General features: G+C 54.1%; 15 protein-coding genes and 2 pseudogenes. 12 read left to right on the forward strand and 5 right to left on the reverse strand.

Translation table 11 applies throughout. The features are described from left to right. Window positions 1–6: 6 nt before the first annotated feature. The 5 genes from NFS35_RS24340 (at window position 7) to NFS35_RS24360 (ending at window position 6134) form a co-directional block, all read left to right on the forward strand. Window positions 7–2310: a RelA/SpoT family protein gene (locus tag NFS35_RS24340; protein WP_251209652.1), complete on the forward strand. Its 2304-nt coding sequence runs from the start codon at window positions 7–9 to the stop codon at window positions 2308–2310. After that, window positions 2307–3023, forward strand: coding sequence for an MBL fold metallo-hydrolase (locus NFS35_RS24345; RefSeq protein WP_330640435.1), 717 nt, complete (start codon window positions 2307–2309; stop codon window positions 3021–3023). The genes NFS35_RS24340 and NFS35_RS24345 overlap by 4 nt, the downstream gene beginning before the upstream one ends. A gap of 428 nt (window positions 3024–3451) precedes the next feature. After that, window positions 3452–5095 (forward strand): coproporphyrinogen dehydrogenase HemZ, encoded by a 1644-nt coding sequence (hemZ, locus tag NFS35_RS24350; RefSeq protein ID WP_251209653.1) that lies wholly within the window; start codon window positions 3452–3454, stop codon window positions 5093–5095. Between the two features lie 336 nt (window positions 5096–5431). Further along, complete coding sequence (locus NFS35_RS24355) at window positions 5432–5950, forward strand: DUF6075 family protein (protein ID WP_251209654.1); 519 nt, start codon at window positions 5432–5434, stop codon at window positions 5948–5950. Next, on the forward strand, window positions 5916–6134 hold the full coding sequence (locus NFS35_RS24360; RefSeq protein ID WP_251209655.1) for a hypothetical protein: 219 nt from the start codon (window positions 5916–5918) through the stop codon (window positions 6132–6134). Before NFS35_RS24355 ends, NFS35_RS24360 begins: the two co-directional genes overlap by 35 nt. Window positions 6135–6261: 127 nt before the next feature. Here the strand turns inward: NFS35_RS24360 and NFS35_RS24365 are convergent, their stop codons facing one another. The 4 genes and pseudogenes from NFS35_RS24365 to NFS35_RS29985 form a co-directional block, all read right to left on the reverse strand. Then, window positions 6262–6585 (reverse strand): DUF6618 family protein, encoded by a 324-nt coding sequence (locus NFS35_RS24365; protein ID WP_251209656.1) that lies wholly within the window; start codon window positions 6583–6585, stop codon window positions 6262–6264. 12 nt (window positions 6586–6597) lie between these two features. Beyond that, entirely contained in the window at window positions 6598–7404 is an 807-nt protein-coding gene (locus NFS35_RS24370) for an ExeA family protein (RefSeq protein ID WP_251209657.1), read from the reverse strand. Continuing rightward, a pseudogene (locus tag NFS35_RS30070) lies at window positions 7404–8692 on the reverse strand (DDE-type integrase/transposase/recombinase). Before NFS35_RS30070 ends, NFS35_RS24370 begins: the two are co-directional and overlap by 1 nt. 90 nt (window positions 8693–8782) lie before the next feature. Then, a complete protein-coding gene (locus NFS35_RS29985) occupies window positions 8783–9376 on the reverse strand; it encodes a DUF6431 domain-containing protein (protein ID WP_408629656.1) in 594 nt (197 codons plus the stop codon). A gap of 268 nt (window positions 9377–9644) precedes the next feature. Here NFS35_RS29985 and NFS35_RS24385 point away from each other — a divergent pair. Together NFS35_RS24385 and NFS35_RS24390 are read left to right on the forward strand one after the other, a co-directional pair. Then, a pseudogene (locus NFS35_RS24385) lies at window positions 9645–11351 on the forward strand (DEAD/DEAH box helicase family protein); the annotation flags it as partial. A gap of 175 nt (window positions 11352–11526) precedes the next feature. Next, window positions 11527–11796: a hypothetical protein gene (locus tag NFS35_RS24390; protein WP_251209660.1), complete on the forward strand. Its 270-nt coding sequence runs from the start codon at window positions 11527–11529 to the stop codon at window positions 11794–11796. Here the strand turns inward: NFS35_RS24390 and NFS35_RS24395 are convergent, their stop codons facing one another. Continuing rightward, on the reverse strand, window positions 11797–12327 hold the full coding sequence (locus tag NFS35_RS24395; protein WP_251209661.1) for a GNAT family N-acetyltransferase: 531 nt from the start codon (window positions 12325–12327) through the stop codon (window positions 11797–11799). It lies immediately after the preceding gene. A gap of 193 nt (window positions 12328–12520) precedes the next feature. On the opposite strand from NFS35_RS24395, the gene NFS35_RS24400 reads away from it, so the two are divergent. The 5 genes from NFS35_RS24400 to NFS35_RS24420 all read left to right on the forward strand — a co-directional run bounded on the left by NFS35_RS24400 (window position 12521) and on the right by NFS35_RS24420 (window position 15820). After that, window positions 12521–13036 (forward strand): AAA family ATPase, encoded by a 516-nt coding sequence (locus NFS35_RS24400; protein ID WP_251209662.1) that lies wholly within the window; start codon window positions 12521–12523, stop codon window positions 13034–13036. Beyond that, the gene (locus tag NFS35_RS24405; protein ID WP_251209663.1) at window positions 12961–13503 is read left to right on the forward strand and encodes an AAA family ATPase; all 543 of its coding nucleotides are present in this window, start codon (window positions 12961–12963) and stop codon (window positions 13501–13503) included. The genes NFS35_RS24400 and NFS35_RS24405 overlap by 76 nt, the downstream gene beginning before the upstream one ends. A 324-nt stretch (window positions 13504–13827) precedes the next feature. Beyond that, a complete protein-coding gene (gene mobV / locus NFS35_RS24410) occupies window positions 13828–14811 on the forward strand; it encodes a MobV family relaxase (RefSeq protein ID WP_251209664.1) in 984 nt (327 codons plus the stop codon). Continuing rightward, window positions 14808–15647, forward strand: coding sequence for a ParB/RepB/Spo0J family partition protein (locus NFS35_RS24415; protein ID WP_251209665.1), 840 nt, complete (start codon window positions 14808–14810; stop codon window positions 15645–15647). The genes mobV and NFS35_RS24415 overlap by 4 nt, the downstream gene beginning before the upstream one ends. Window positions 15648–15652: 5 nt before the next feature. Continuing rightward, complete coding sequence (locus NFS35_RS24420) at window positions 15653–15820, forward strand: hypothetical protein (protein WP_251209666.1); 168 nt, start codon at window positions 15653–15655, stop codon at window positions 15818–15820. Window positions 15821–15922 lie beyond the last annotated feature (102 nt).

The following is a 15922-nucleotide window of genomic DNA, read 5'->3' on the forward strand; positions in this document are numbered from 1 at the left end:
GTATCTATGGCAGAAGAAAAATTCGATGAAATTTTTGATGATGGAAAGATGAGCGAGTATCATGAATTCGTGAATCCTGAGGGTCTGTATCAGGAGCTGATTCAGCGCGTTCAAAAATATCATCCCAGCGACGACATTTCCATGATTCAAAAGGCTTACAATGTTGCGGCGGAGGCCCACAAGGACCAGAAACGCAAATCCGGGGAACCCTATATCATCCATCCGCTGAACGTGGCCATTATCCTGGCAGATCTGGAGCTGGATAAGGAGACTATCGTAGCCGGCATCCTCCATGACGTGGTGGAGGATACTATTATGACAGAGGAGGACCTGAAGCGGGAATTCGGAGACGATGTGGCGCTGCTGGTGGACGGCGTCACCAAGCTGGAGAAGATTCCCCTGTCCGCCGGAGGCGACCAGCCGGATGAGAAGCTGGAGATGCAGGCGGAGAACCTGCGGAAGATGTTCCTGGCCATGGCCAAGGACATCCGCGTCATACTGATCAAACTGGCGGACCGCCTACACAACATGCGCACCCTCCAGTACAAGAAGCCGGAGAGCAGGCAGCGCATCGCAAAGGAGACCCTGGAAATCTATTGCCCCATCGCCCAGCGGCTGGGCATCAGTAAGGTGAAGATTGAGCTGGACGATTTGTCCTTGAAATATCTGGAGCCGGAAGTGTACTACGACCTTGTGGACAAGATTTCCGAGCGCAGGAGCGTGCGGGAGAAATATATCCAGAGCATCGTGGACGAGGTCAGCGAGCATATCAGCAACGCGGGCATCAAGGCCAAGATAGACGGCCGGGTGAAGCATTTCTTCAGCATCTATAAGAAGATGAAGAACCAGAACAAGACCCTGGACCAGATATATGACCTGTTCGCCGTGCGCATCATCGTGGACAGCGTCCGGGACTGCTATGCGGCCCTGGGGGTCATTCATGAGATGTATAAGCCCATCCCCGGGCGTTTCAAGGACTACATCGCCATGCCAAAGGCCAACATGTACCAGTCCCTGCACACCACCCTGATTGGCAGCTCCGGCCAGCCTTTCGAGATACAGATCCGCACCTTTGAGATGCACAAGGCGGCGGAATACGGCATAGCCGCCCACTGGAAATACAAGGAGGCCTCGGACGGCAAGAAAGTGGCCGCCCAGGAGGAGGAGAAGCTGGTATGGCTGCGCCAGATTCTGGAATGGCAGCGGGACATGTCGGACAACCGGGAGTTTTTGAAGCTTTTGAAGAACGATTTGGATTTGTTCTCCGACAATGTGTACTGCTTCACGCCCACGGGGGAAGTGAAGAACCTGCCCGCAGGTTCCACCACCATCGATTTCGCCTACAGCATCCATTCCGCCGTGGGCAACCGGATGGTGGGGGCCAGGGTCAATGACAAGCTGGTGACCATTGATTATCAGATCAATAACGGCGACAGGATTGAAATCATCACTTCCCAGAACTCCAAAGGCCCCAGCCGTGACTGGCTGAACGTGGTGAAGAGCACCCAGGCCAAGAACAAAATCAATCAATGGTTCAAGAATGAACTGAAAGAAGACAATATCATCAAAGGGAAAGATCTGCTGTCCGCTTACTGTAAGGCCAGGGGCGTGGTTCTCTCTGATTTGCTGAAAACCGATTATATGAATGCGGTCATGCGAAAATACGGATTCCGGGACTGGGATTCCGTGCTGGCCGCCATAGGCCACGGTGCCCTGAAAGAGGGCCAGGTGGTCAATAAGATGCAGGATCTCTATGACAGGGATCATAAAAAGGAGCTGACCAATGAGGAAGTCCTGGCCAGCATCGCGGAGAGCGGGGCGTTGTCCGCCGCAAAGCCCGCCGCCATGAAAGCCAAGAGCGGCATCGTGGTGCGGGGCATCGCGGATCTGTCGGTGCGGTTCTCCAAGTGCTGTTCTCCGGTGCCCGGGGATGAAATTGTGGGCTTCGTCACCAGAGGCCGGGGCATTTCCATCCACCGCACGGACTGCGTGAACATGATGAATCTGCCGGAGATAGAGCGGGCACGGATCATCGACGCGGAATGGCAGGCGCCAGAAGATGTCTCCGAGAAATATGTGGCGGAAATCTCCATTTTTGCCAATAACCGCAACGGGCTCCTGGCAGACATCACCAAGGCGCTGACGGAGAAGAACATCAGCATTCTGTCCCTGAATACCAGGGTCAGCAGGCAGGGGCTGGCCACCATGCAGATATCTTTTGAGGTGGAGAGCAAGGAAGAGCTGAACCGGGTCATTGACAAAATCCGGGGAATTGAGAGCGTGGTGGATATCGAGAGGGCCACGGGTTGAGTGCGAGAAGAACCTACAGCGATTTAGCGGAGTTTCAGGAGGCGAATGTGATGGGTGAGATTAAGATAGGGCGCATGGTGCTGGGGGTCTGCCAGACGAATTGCTATTTTCTGTATCGGGACGGGGAGCATGACGCCATCGTGGTGGATCCGGCGGACAAGGGGGCGAACATTTACGCCGCCCTGCAGAAGAACGGATTCCGTGTGGCGGGGATATTGCTGACCCATGGGCATTTCGATCATATCTGGGGGCTGGATGCCCTGCGGGACGCGGCAAATGCGGCGGCTGAAGCGGATGGGCTTAAGCCTGTGAAGGCTTATGCCTGCGAGGCGGAGCGGGAGCTTCTGAAGAGCCCGCGGCTGAATGTGTCGGAGCAGGCGGGCAGGGCCTGTGCCACCTATGCGGATGTGTACGTGAAGGACGGGGAGGAAATCTCCCTGGCGGGCATGACCTGCAAGGCGATTGCCACCCCCGGGCATACGGCGGGAGGCTGCTGCTATTATTTCGCGGAGGCGGGCATCCTGGTCAGTGGGGATACGCTGTTCGCGGAGTCGGTGGGACGGACGGACTTCCCCACGGGCAGTATGGGCACTCTGGTGCGCTCCATCAAGGAGAAGCTGTTCGTGCTGCCGGAGGACACGCGGGTGTATTCCGGGCATGGAGAGAGCACTACTATCGGTTATGAGAAGAAAAATAATCCGTTCTGCGTATAAAATACCAGGACAGGGTTCATGTGCGGCGAGGGCCGCGCAGGCAGGGCGGTGGCTATGGTTTCGGACAGGCGCTTTTCGGGAGAGATGCCAGAGAGCGGGAATCAGGGGCCACTGCCTTTTGTACATTTTGGCAAAGGGATGATGGGATAATTTTGGGTCACTGTTGTTGATAAAAATACAGAGGAACATGTGGGCGTGCTCAGGCCTGGATTGGATGAAGGGTGTCCTGATTTAGCAAGGAGGATGAACATGAACTTAATTGCTTTACTGGAAAAGAAACGACTCAACTGGAATTTAGGCTCGCGGCCACAGCGGCAAACCACATCGCTCGTGAGTATAGACTTGGAAATTTGAAATCTGAGGACAGATAAATTTCCGATAACGGATTAAAAAACGATTGAATGAGAGCATTTCGGAGGAGATATAAGATGTTGGTGGTGGAGCTGAACAGGGCGAATTTTGAGTATGACGTGAATTCCATCGTGAGGGCCTTTTATCCGGAGGAGCAGGTGTATGTGCTGACTCCGGAATGCAGAGAGGAGAAACGGGCGCAGTTTGGCGGGAGCGTGCGTATAAGGGTAGGGCTGCGGGAGGATGGGGCCCTGCTGTCTATAGACGGAAATGACTATCTTTGGGAGTGGCGTGGGGATGCACCGGAGGATTTTGGATTTTCCGGCAGTGCCTATGTCTGCGCCGATGTCGGAACGGTACCGGAAGAGGCGGGAGACGTTGCCGAGGAGCCGGATTCGGCAGTCGTGAGGCCTGAGGACATGATTTGTGCGGAAGAGGCGGCTGTACATGGGAAGACGATAAAAGAAACGGAGGAAGACGAAAAAGAATACAAATACGGCTTCAAATGTTTCTTTTACCGCACCCTGTGTGAGGAGACCGGAAAAGAGCTCCCCTGGGGGAACCTGACAGGGATACGTCCTACCAAGATAGCCTATCAGCTGCTGGAGCAGGGGGCCTGCGAAGAGGATATCATAGAACATTATATGCAGAGATACTATGTCAGCCGCGAAAAGGCAGAGCTCTCCGTGGATATCGCCAGGAGAGAGCGGGAGCTGCTTTCCGGCCTGGGCAGCAAGGGGGAGCTCCCGGGAGAAGGTTCCGGCTACAGCATTTATATCGGCATCCCTTTCTGCCCCAGCACCTGCCTGTACTGTTCCTTTACCTCTTTCCCGATTGCAGCATATCGGAAAGACGTAGACCGCTACATCGACTGCCTGATAAGGGAGATGGAACATGTGGCGGAGCTGTACCGGGACAGGAGGCTGGACTGCGTCTATATCGGCGGAGGTACGCCCACCACTCTGGAGGCGGAGCAGCTTGAGCGTCTGCTGGTAAGGCTGAAAGGCCTGTTCGACTTCTCCTCCGTCAGGGAATTCACGGTGGAGGCAGGCCGGGCGGACAGCATCACGGAGGACAAACTACGGGTGCTGTACCGGTACGGCGTGGACAGGATATCCGTGAATCCCCAGACCATGAAGCAGGAGACCCTGGATGTCATCGGCCGGAAAGCCTCCGTGGAGCAGGTGGAGGAGGCCTACGCGCTGGCCCGCCGGGCAGGCTTCGACAATATCAACATGGACTTGATACTGGGCCTGCCGGGAGAGCTGGAGGCGGATGTGCAGCGCACAATCGACAGGGTGGTGGAGCTGGCTCCGGACAGCCTTACGGTGCACTCCCTGGCCATCAAGCGGGCCTCCAGGCTGAACCGGTGGATCCAGGAAAATGGGATGCCCGTCCTGCACAATACCGATGAGACCATGGGGATAGCGGCAAAGGGCGCGGAGCGCCTGGGCCTGGTGCCCTATTATCTCTACCGCCAGAAGAACATGTCCGGGAATTTCGAGAACGTAGGTTATGCCAGAGAGGGGAAATTCGGGCTATATAATATATTAATTATGGAGGAGAAACAGACCATAGTCGCCTGCGGAGCCGGTAGTATCTCGAAAAGGGTATACCCTGACGGGCTGATTAAGCGAAGCGAAAATGTGAAAGACGTTTCCCAATATATCGAGAGAATCGGGGAAATGATAGAAAGAAAACGTGTATTATTAGAAGATTAACAATTCAAAATTCAGAGTAAAATTGCCTCGTGTGATGCAGATTTTGGGTACAACAAAAATACCGGAAGTCCAACAAAAGTCCAACAAAATTTTTTGCGTTGGTACATCATAATACGCCATAATGCAATTTTCATCTCGGAGTCCAACAAAATCAGTGTAAATTCACAGATTCCTAAGGAGCGTTTCGGAAATAATCGAAGCGCTCTTTTTTACGCCTTTCAAAGAGGATTTTAGCCATTTAGAGGAAGCTGTTACATCGGGCTAGTCCAACAAAATTAAAATGCACATTTGGTAACAGTCATTTTATTCAATGAAAAGGAAAAGGAGGTTCACGGGATGAACAACACAGCGTTAAGAGCAGGGGCGCAGAACGCCAACAACACACACATGGTTTTTACAGACAGCGAACATGAGAAGTTTTATTATGAGAAACTGGAACAGGCGAGGTACCAAGACTGCTATCATAAGGCTTTGATCTACATTCTCGGTATTTCTGAGGACACGAGGAACCATTTTAGCCAGATTTACGATATGAAGTCCGGGTGCGTCAAAACAGAGTGTCTGCATCAGGGCTGGCAGACCAGCGGAAGTGTAAAAGTGGTCAGACTGGCATTTAACCTTTACACGGACGGAACGCCGAGCATTGATGACTATAAGCGCAAGGACGAGCAGATCGGCGAGTGCAGGGAATATTCCGTAAGCGATATTTTCTGCTGCGGCTATGCACTGTACTTCTGGCAGGGCATTAAGCTCCGTTACCCGGAATACTGCCGGAAACAGAGGTCTATGGAAGAGATCCTTGCAGAAATGGAGAGGGAACGTGCTGAAAATTCGACTGATGGGAACGAAGAATGATATTAAGTGGTTCGAGAGGCTCCTGCAAAGGCAGCCCAAAGTGGCTGTGACGGAAGTTTCCGAGCTGTACCGGAACAAGGGTACAAACAGGTATTACCGGGCTTATGTGGAAGTGCAGAATGTCGGACGGCAAATTGAGGGAGACACAAACTGCGAATTATTTTTCCAACCCTTATCCCATTGACTGCGCAGTGCCGTCTGTGAATGCATGATCCTGCCGCAAATGCGGCGCACTGTTGTCAGCATGGATTTCTCCCTGAAACATAAAAGGCCATGGATCCCATCATGGGATCCACAGCCATACGAAGTATTTAGTTTTTCAGCTGTACGGCAGCCATGGCAGGCAGATGGACCAGTCCGGTGGCGACAGTCACCGCATCCACCTTCCGCATCAGGGAACCGATCCTTTCTTCATTCCAGAAGAAATCGGAGAAATCGGAGAGCTCGCAGCCTATATCGTGGTTGGGGATGCACAGGTAGTTGCCATATTTATGCTGTCCGGCGAGGATGTGGAAGTAAGTCCCGCGTCCATTGATCCCAGCTTCATACCATCCGTTTCCCGCTCCCGGCAGGATGAGCTCTCCTGTCCAGATCTCCCTGCGGGAGCCACTTTTTAAGATACAGGTATAATCCATGTTCCATGCCCCCTATCCGAGATTCTGGCTGCTGACGGAAGCCAGGATGACATCCATATCGATCACCTTCTTCTCCATCTGCGCGCCAAGCGTCAGTGCATCGGTCATCAGGTTGTCCACCAGGCGGGGGCTCCCCTGGGAATGGCTGTGGACGGCGGAGAGCGCTGCCTGGTCGATGATGGAGGAGGCCCCTCCGGCACAGGCGATCTTGTGGAGGATGTACTGCGCCACTTCTGAATCCGAGAGTCCGGAAAAGTTGTAATGCACGGTGATCCTCTGGCGCAGGGCCTCATGGACGGGCTTCTTCAGGGTGCTGTTCAGGTGCGGCTCCCCGCAGAGGATGAGAGTGAAGCAGTTGAGGGAGTCATACCCGTAGTTCATGAGCATCTTGATGTCCTCCAGGATGCCGGTGGAGAGGTACTGTGCCTCATCGACTGCCAGGAGGAGGGGCTGCTTCTTGTCCTTGTAGAGGTAGAGGATCTGCTCCTGCACGGCGCGGAACATCCCAGGCTTGCCGCCCCTTGGCTCTACCCCTAAGACAGAGCAGGGCTGGCGGTAGAACTCCATGACGCTGACGGTGGAGAGGCAGATGTATTCCATGTGGTAGAGGTTGGGGTTGAGGCTCTTTGCAAAGCAGCGCAGGGCGAAGGACTTGCCCATGCCGGGGCGTGCCGTGAACAGGCCGATGCCCCTGGTGTCCTTGAGGTAGTCCAGCCGGGACGCCATCTCCGAGATGTCCCTTGAGAGGAACCGGTCCTTCTCTTTCGCATTCTGCTTGTCAAAGGGATTGAAGGAAAGCCCATAGTAGGAACGGAACATCAGCCCTCACCTCCGATCCTTGAATAATCGATGGACGGCGTGTTATTGCGTTTCGTCCGGCAGTTCCCATTCTTATCCGTAGGGCGGATGGGGTAATGCTCCCCTTCGTAAAGGATGAAGGCGGAGGACATGTCGTCCGGCAGGAAGCGGATCTCCACTTTCGATGAGATGAACTGCATGGGGACGTCATAGGACACTTTGTCGATGGAGATGGTGGAGTCCCTGTTCACCTTCCTGGTGATGCGGTTGAGGAAGCATTCCTCCAGCCATTCCCTGGATTTGGGCATGCGGATGGAGGAACGGGTCTGCTGGTAGCGCTCCAGGGGCGTGGTGCCGATGCCGGAATGGAGGGATGTATTGTAGGTGCGCATGTAGTCCTTAAGCAGCCCGCCAAACTGCGCCAGCGAGGTGATGGAATCCAGGTCCAGCGTATAGAGCCAGGTCTCCTTGAACGTCCTGAACTGGCGTTCGATTTTGGCCTTGGATGCACCGTCACGGATTTTCGTATGTAAAAGTACGGTGCCGATGGAGCCGCAGATGAGGGAAAGCTGCTCATTGGAGTAGCTGCAGCCATTGTCGACATAAAGTTTTGCCGGGATCCCGTGGGCGGCCACGGCGTCCTTGAGCACCTTCTGGAAGTTATAGGCATTGTCGCTGTAGAAGAGCCCGCCGCCCACCAGGAAACGGGAGTGGTCATCAATGACCATGATGCAGTAGACCCTCCTGCGCTGGCCGTCCTCCGTGATATAAGGAAGATAGCACGTATCGGCCAAGCCATGCCTGCATGGCTTTCCACATCCTTCCCAAAGGAGTCTTCTTCAAATGCTTTCCTGTCCCGCATGTTCGGGTTCCGTGCCGATTTGAGGTCATGGTTCTTCACGAAGCGCTGGACGGCACAGACGCTGACCGTGGCGGGGATGAATGCTGTTTCCACAAGATGCTTATGGATCTGGGTGGAGTTCAGCCTCGGGAAAGCCTCCTTGAGCCGGTAGATCTCTTCGATGGCTGTAGCTGGGAGCACCCGGGTGGCCCCCTTATCGGACCGTTCCTGTGGCATGAGCGCATCGATGCCGCCGTTCTGGCAGAGGGACACCCATTTGCTGAGGGTCTTCGGGCTGTACTGGAATACGGAGCCGTCAGGCAGGGTAAGGGGCCTTTCCGTGACCCTCTGGTAATAGGCGTTCCTGGACGCATCAGGATAAAGGCCATGGATGACCGGGGCGATGAGCGCCAGCCGGAACTGCGCCATGGCGGCAGCGTCCGAAAGGTTCTTGGGATTGTTGTCCATAAAAATGTCCTCCTTAAGTGGCTTTCCCCCATTATGGGGCAGAAACGGGAGGAAAGCCATGCCCATGGCGTGTGGTTGCAGGAAAACAGTTCATGGGCCGAACACCTGCTGGCAGTAAGGCGCCGGGTTCTTATGGGACTGGAGGAAGGACTTTGTAAAACGGCGGACAAAGGCGGAGGCGAAATCCGAATAGGCTGCCTGCATGAGCAGGGCTTTCAGGAAGGAAAGGCTGGAAGCCTCCATGGAGGAAAGGGCACCGAGCCACTCCTCCTTCTGCGTCTGGAAAAGATCCAGCCAGCGGCGCAGCTGGGAAAGGGTGATGGAGAAGCGTTCGCAGAGCCTTTCCACAGTGGAAAGGCGCAGGAAATACTCCGCCAGGACACGGAGGAGGAAGAACAGGCCATATCCGGAGTAAGGGATGATGAAGTCCGGGAGGATGGCATGGGTATGGCCGCAGGTACAGATGAGGCGCATGATGCAGAGGCTGTGGCGGACAGGGGCACCACTTATGAAATCCACCAGGGAACGGCCATAATAGGCATGGATGCGGCAGGAACCCCTGGCCCCACAGCAGGGACAGGTCTGCAGCTCAGGGCGGAAACCGGCCATGAAGGAACCGAACAGGGCCTTTGATGAACTTTTTATACGGATCAGCTTGCAAAACGGGGAGTTTTCTCTTATCATAGTATATGCTGGTGGTGCCGGGGCCTCACGAGTGGGATACGATCCCGTATATGGCAGGCACACTGGTATGTGAGAGAAAGAACGAACTGTAGGAGGTGCTGTTCTTTCTCTTTTTTTGTTCCATAAAAACTATATCGGAACAGCAAGGGATGGTCAAGAGGAAAACGCGCTGCATCCTACAGCACGCTCTTATAGACAGTATTTGAAAGATGAGATTTTAATTTGACGTTTTTGTGCGGGAGATAGGAACTTTAGTTTGCAGGGCTACAGGCCGAGGGAGTATGACGGCGAGCATCTGAAATTCCCCGGCATGACACCGGATATTGAGCTAAAGCCCCACCAGAAAAGCGCAGTCGCACACGTTTTATATGGGGATAATACCTTACTGGCGCACTGTGTCGGGGCGGGCAAGACCTTTGAGATGACAGCGGCGGCGATGGAGAGCAAGCGGTTAGGATTGTGCCAGAAAAGTCTGTTTGTGGTTCCAAACCACTTGACGGAGCAGTGGGCGAGTGATTTTCTCCGCTTATATCCCGGTGCAAATATTCTTGCGGCAACAAAGAAAGACTTTGAGCCTGCCAACCGGAAGAAATTCTGTTCCCGGATAGCGACAGGCGACTATGATGCGGTGATCATCGGGCATTCGCAGTTTGAGAAGATACCGCTGTCAATGGAGCGTCAGGAAGCCATGATAGAGAGGCAGATCAGTGAGATCGAGCTTGCCATAGAGCAGGCGAAAGCCGACAATGGGGAACGCTATACCATTAAGCAGATGGAGAAAACAAGGAAATCTCTTGAAGCAAGGCTTGAAAAGCTGAACGATACATCAAGGAAAGACAATGTAGTGACCTTTGAGCAACTTGGTGTTGACAGGCTCTTTGTAGACGAGAGCCATTTTTACAAAAACCTTTTCCTGTATACAAAGATGCGGAACGTGGCGGGCATCGCACAGACGGAGGCGCAGAAGTCCTCGGATATGTTCGCAAAGTGCCAGTATCTGGATGAACTGACGGGCGGCAAGGGCGTGACTTTCGCAACCGGAACGCCGATCAGCAACAGTATGACGGAATTATATACTAATATGCGCTATCTCCAGTACGGCACGCTGCAGAAGTTAGGGCTTGGGCATTTTGACAGTTGGGCTTCCTCTTTTGGCGAAACACAGACAGCGATAGAATTAGCCCCGGAGGGAACCGGATACCGGGCAAAGACAAGGTTTGCGAAGTTTTTCAACCTGCCGGAACTGATCTCCCTGTTCAAAGAGAGCGCCGACATTCAGACACCGGATATGCTAAAGCTGCCCGTGCCGGAGGCGGAGTATGAGAACGTGGTGCTAAAGCCCAGCGAGTACCAGCAGGACATGGTTTCCTCACTGGCTGACAGGGCGGAAGCGGTGCGTAACAGGCTTGTGGAGCCGTATGAGGACAATATGTTGAAGATCACAAACGATGGGCGGAAGCTGGCTCTGGATCAGCGCCTTATCAACGATATGCTGCCGGACAATGAAAATTCCAAAGCGGCAACCTGTGTCGGCAAGGCGTTTGAGATATGGGAGCAGACAAAGGAACAGAAGTCCACGCAGCTGATCTTTTGTGATCTCTCGACACCGAAAGGGGATGGTACATTTAATGTCTATGAGGACATAAAAAATAAACTGGTGGAGAAGGGAGTGCCGCCGGAGGAAATAGCGTTTATCCATGAAGCGAATACGGAATTGAGGAAAGCGGAGCTGTTTGGCAAGGTAAGGAGCGGGCAGGTTCGTTTTTTATTGGGTTCCACGCAGAAAATGGGTGCAGGAACCAACGTGCAGGACAGGCTGATTGCGTTACACCACCTGGATGTGCCGTGGCGCCCGTCCGATGATGGACGGACTTTGCGGACACATACCAAAGCGGAGGCACCTGTCAGGGTGTCTCCGCTTTTTTCAAGGAAGGATGTAAGAAATTACTTTGTGTCGGTGGGGTATCTTGATTAAATGCCTATTGCCGTCCGCAAAATGCCAGCTAAAAATTTTGTAAAAAGTCACGGGAAAATAAAGGTTCCGTTTTGGGCCTTGAAAGTTGTAGTAGGGAGTTGAGGGATATTCCCTCAATGCTCCTTGACAACTGGACACGCATTCGTCAAGTACATCAGTTCCGATGTGCGAAAGCATGAGCCACAGCAGCGGGGTGCGCCATGACCCCCGACCTACCGGGCCGAGCGAGAATACCCCCTGCAAGTGCCGGTTTGCCACCGGCATGGCGATGACAGTCGGAATGACAATGGTACTCCCGCCCAGCCACAGCTTCACACAATGGGGGCGGCTCTGTCAGAACGGCAGTTGGGGTGAAACTCCCGTGAGGTGGTGCGGCACACCGCCGCTTGACGACTTCCCTTTGCGGGCCGGGGTGTCGGGGACAAATGGGCTTGCGGATACATAGTCATACTCCCGATTTTGGCAGGGATTTTGCTACGTTCATCTCCTCGATAAACTGAAATTTATCACACACACACCGATAATACTTAAATCCGTCCGCCTCTCTTATATACTGAAATCCTACTTTTTCAAGAACGTGTTGGCTTCGAGTATTCTTTATAACTGTATCAGCATTTACTGCGACCATTCCCAAAACATTAAAAGCGTACTGCAAAATTAACCGTTCTGCACAGGATCCATATCCATGCCCTTTTACGTCGTCATTTTGCATATGAATACTTAATGTGCATTCTTTGCTCTTGTAATTGATTTGCTTTAGTTGAATCTCTCCTATTGGTTTGTCATCTTTCATAATTGCAAAAAGGACACGGGAGGAATCCTGCTTGGAGTCAAAATATCTGTTTACTGCGTTCTCATTATATTGGTAAGGCTCAAACAAATCCATGTCCATATATATGTCAGGATCATTCTCCCAACCTTTATATAATTCGTGGCAAAGCTCTCTGGTCATAATACATAGAGATATGTCTTTCATAGAGGCCTCCAAATTCCAGTTTGTCGGTTAGTTTTACTATCGTCATTATACCAGCACCCTCCAAAAATTTCAACATACTTTTGGCGGCAAAGGAAGGATGTAAGAAGTCACATTATATCGCTGCGTACATAGGGCCGGGTAACTCCCAGCCCTATTTTTATGCCATAATCAAACCAATGGAAGGAGCGGTCACATGACAGAAATCGAAATCACAAAGGCCAGCGAGGTCAAGGTACGGGAGATCGAATGGCTGTGGTATCCCTACATCCCCTTCGGCAAGATAACGGTGGTGCAGGGGGACGCCGGGGACGGCAAAAGCACCTTTGTCCTCAACCTCGCCGCCATGCTGAGCCGGGGACAGCCCATGCCCTTCACGGACGGCACAGGCCAGCCCCCCATCAACATCATCTACCAGTCCAGCGAGGACGACGCCGATGATACCATCGTCCCCCGGTTCATCAGCGCCGGGGGCGACCCGGAGCGCCTGCTGTTCATCAGCGAGAAGGAGCGGTATCTCTCCTTTTCCGATGAACGGCTGATTCAGGCCGTCAGGCAGACCGGCGCAAGGCTGGTCGTCCTCGCCCCCTCTCCGCTTACATCGGGGAGGAAACGGGTATCAACGCCGCCAACGAGGTGCGGCGGCAGTTCCGCCCCCTTATTGAGATTGCCAGGGAACAGCGGTGCGCCGTCCTCATCGTCCATCACATGAACAAGGCTATCGGGCAGAAAGCCATCAACCGGGCCGTCGGCTCCGTGGACATCGTGGGCGCTGCCCGGAGCGTCCTGCTGGTGGCCCGGACAGACCGGGAACACCCGGACGAGCGTATCATGGCCCAGGTGAAGTGTAACGTGGGGCCTACCGGCAGCGCCATCGTCTTTTCAGTAGGTGGCGGCGCTGTCCAGTGGCTTGAGGAAACCGCCAGGACAGCGGATGAAGTGCTGGGCAACGTGTTCGCCAGCCTGGGCCGGCCTGACACCCAAATGCGGCAGGCCAAGGAGGTAATAAGTCAGCTTCTCTCGGACGGGCCGAAGCCCCAGCGGGAGGTCATGGAGAAGCTGAGGGCGGCGGGCGTTGGGGAGAGTACGGCGAAAAAGGCGAAGCAGCTTTTGGGCGTCCGCTCTGTCAAGGCCGGGGCTGTGTGGCTATGGTCGATGCCGGATGGGGACGGTCTATGAAGTCGTGCGGAAGGGAGTCCAGAGGGAAGCCCTCTGGCCCACCACCTTGCCTGCAAGGTGTAGTGGGTTACACAACACTTGCGCCTGCGGCGGAGGTTGTGCTGCGAGCCGGGGCGAGTGGCACAACTATCGCCAGATACCGCTATGTTTTGAGAGCGGGAGCGAACAAAGCATGGCGGTATCTTTTTGCGGGCGCAAATGTTGTGTACCTGACCCCGCCGGTCTTGAAAACGTCCGTTCCAAATACAGACGGAGGGATGGGAGATACCGCCCGCTTCTACGGGACAATGTGACTTCTTACATCCTTCCTCAAAGGAGGTCGCTATGGCGAATTACGCAATCATGCGGATAGAGAAACGAAAGCTGCCCTCGGTGGGCCGTATCAACAAGCACCACGAACGGCAGAAAGAGGAATACAAGAGCAACCCCGACATCGACCGGGAGCGCACCGGCCTGAATTACCACATCGTCCAGCCCCCAGGCCCCTACCGGGAAGCGGCGTTGGCCCGTATCGAACAGGCTGGGGCACGACGGCGCAAGGACAGCGTGGTCTTGCAGGACTGCTTTGTGGGCGGCACCCCTGACTGGCTGAAGGCAAAGAGCCGGGAGGAACAGCGGGCGTATTTCAGCCACGCCTACCAATTCTTTGAGGACAATTTTGGAAAAGAGAATATCATCTCCGCCGTGGTGCATATGGACGAGGCTACTCCCCATATGCACCTTTGCTTTGTCCCCATCACCGCCAAAGGCCGCTTGTCCTCCAAGGACATCATCGGCGGGCCGCAGGGTCTTGTGAAGTGGCAGGACAGGTTCTATGAGCATATGCGCCAGCGTTACCCCGACCTGTCCCGTGGGCTGCCCAAAAAGCTGACCCACCGCAAGCACGTCCCGCCCTATATGTTCAAGCTGACAGCGGAGCTATACAAGCATTATGACGAGATTTGTCAGGCTATCAACAGTATCGGCGTTCTGAACAGCGGCAGGAAAAAGGAGGAAGCCATCGCCCTTCTCGGCAGGTATGCCCCGGAAATGACCCAACTAAAGGCCCAGGTCGCCAGCACGGACAAGCAGATCGCAGACCTGGAACGGGAGCTTGCCTATGTGATGGAGGGCAGGGCCACGGCATGGCGGGCCAACCAGGACTACAAACAGGAGTTGGAGGAAACCAACTACAAGCTGTATCAACTGAACCGGGAGCAGAAAAAGCTGGAGGGTATTATCTCCCAAATCCCCCCGGAACTGCTGGCCCAGTTGACGAAAACTGAGCGGGACGCCCGCAAAAATCAGGAAAGAGGGAAAAATAGATGAACATTCAAGAAATCAAGGTGTCGGAGTGCGCCGCCTTTCAGGACAACCCCTTTCAGGTCAGGGACGACGAGGGGATGGAGTTGCTTGTCCAGAGTATCAAGGAGTTTGGCGTCATGACGCCCGTTGTGGTGCGCCCGGTCAAGGAGGGCGGCTATGAGATCGTCAGCGGGCACCGCAGGATACACGCTTGCCGGAGGGCGGGGATTGAGGAAATCCCCGCCCTTGTCCGTGATATGGAGCGTGACAGCGCCGTGATCTTCATGGTGGATTCCAACATCCAGCGGGAGGGCCTTTTACCCTCTGAAAAGGCGTTCGCCTACAAGATGAAAGTGGAAGCCCTGCGGCACCAGGGGAAAAGGTCTGTCCAACCTGGACAGAAGTCGTCAAGGGGCGCTGTGGCGGAGAACGCCGGGGAGAGCGAGACACAGGTGCAGCGGTATATCCGCCTGACCAATCTGGAAAAGCCCCTCCTGTCCCTGGTGGACGAGGGCAGGATCGCTTTTACCCCCGCTGTGGAATTGTCCTATCTGAACCAGCGGGAACAGCTTGATTTGCTGGAAACCATCGAGAGCGAGGACTGTACCCCCTCTCTGTCCCAGGCCATCCGTATGCGGAAGCTGAGTGAAGCGGGCCAGCTTGATATGGACGGTATCTTCCACATCATGTCGGAGGTCAAGGGCAATCAAAAGGAGTACATCAAGCTGTCCAGTGATAAGGTCGGGAAGTACCTGGGCAAGCTGCGTACCCCCCAGCAGAAGGAGGACTTCATTTTGAAGGCCCTGGCCTTTTACGCCCGCCACTTGGAACGCCAGCGTTCCAGCCGGGACGGGAGGTGAGGGGCATGGCGAAGCAGACCGCCCCCAAGCGGCAGAAGCCCCGTCTTATTGTTCAGCGGGTATTCACCGGGGAAAAGAGCATGGAAGATGTTCTTTTCCCCGTTATTTACGAGGATTTGCGGCGGCAGCTTGAATGCCGCCGCACTTTGGACAAGGAGGGTGAGAACGGATAAACTGTCCGTAAAGTCTGTTCAACACAAGTCCAGCTAAGAAATGTCAATAGGTAAAACGAAAAATGTTTAAAAAGTTTTTTTCAAGCAGTTGATGTAAAAAAG

It is taken from the genome of Acetatifactor aquisgranensis (assembly GCF_943193215.1).
Lineage (GTDB): Bacteria > Bacillota > Clostridia > Lachnospirales > Lachnospiraceae > Acetatifactor > Acetatifactor aquisgranensis.

Excerpts from the sequence above, each read along its gene's own strand:
- NFS35_RS24355 (WP_251209654.1), top strand. The coding sequence starts at position 5,432 with ATGAACAACACAGCGTTAAGAGCAGGGGCGCAGAACGCCAACAACACA.
- NFS35_RS29985 (WP_408629656.1), bottom strand. The coding sequence starts at position 9,376 with ATGATAAGAGAAAACTCCCCGTTTTGCAAGCTGATCCGTATAAAAAGT.
- NFS35_RS24395 (WP_251209661.1), bottom strand. The coding sequence starts at position 12,327 with ATGAAAGACATATCTCTATGTATTATGACCAGAGAGCTTTGCCACGAA.
- NFS35_RS24365 (WP_251209656.1), bottom strand. The coding sequence starts at position 6,585 with ATGGATTATACCTGTATCTTAAAAAGTGGCTCCCGCAGGGAGATCTGG.
- NFS35_RS24390 (WP_251209660.1), top strand. The coding sequence starts at position 11,527 with ATGAGCCACAGCAGCGGGGTGCGCCATGACCCCCGACCTACCGGGCCG.
- NFS35_RS24420 (WP_251209666.1), top strand. The coding sequence starts at position 15,653 with ATGGCGAAGCAGACCGCCCCCAAGCGGCAGAAGCCCCGTCTTATTGTT.
- NFS35_RS24370 (WP_251209657.1), bottom strand. The coding sequence starts at position 7,404 with ATGTTCCGTTCCTACTATGGGCTTTCCTTCAATCCCTTTGACAAGCAG.
- hemZ (WP_251209653.1), top strand. The coding sequence starts at position 3,452 with ATGTTGGTGGTGGAGCTGAACAGGGCGAATTTTGAGTATGACGTGAAT.
- NFS35_RS24340 (WP_251209652.1), top strand. The coding sequence starts at position 7 with ATGGCAGAAGAAAAATTCGATGAAATTTTTGATGATGGAAAGATGAGC.
- mobV (WP_251209664.1), top strand. The coding sequence starts at position 13,828 with ATGGCGAATTACGCAATCATGCGGATAGAGAAACGAAAGCTGCCCTCG.
- NFS35_RS24415 (WP_251209665.1), top strand. The coding sequence starts at position 14,808 with ATGAACATTCAAGAAATCAAGGTGTCGGAGTGCGCCGCCTTTCAGGAC.
- NFS35_RS24400 (WP_251209662.1), top strand. The coding sequence starts at position 12,521 with ATGACAGAAATCGAAATCACAAAGGCCAGCGAGGTCAAGGTACGGGAG.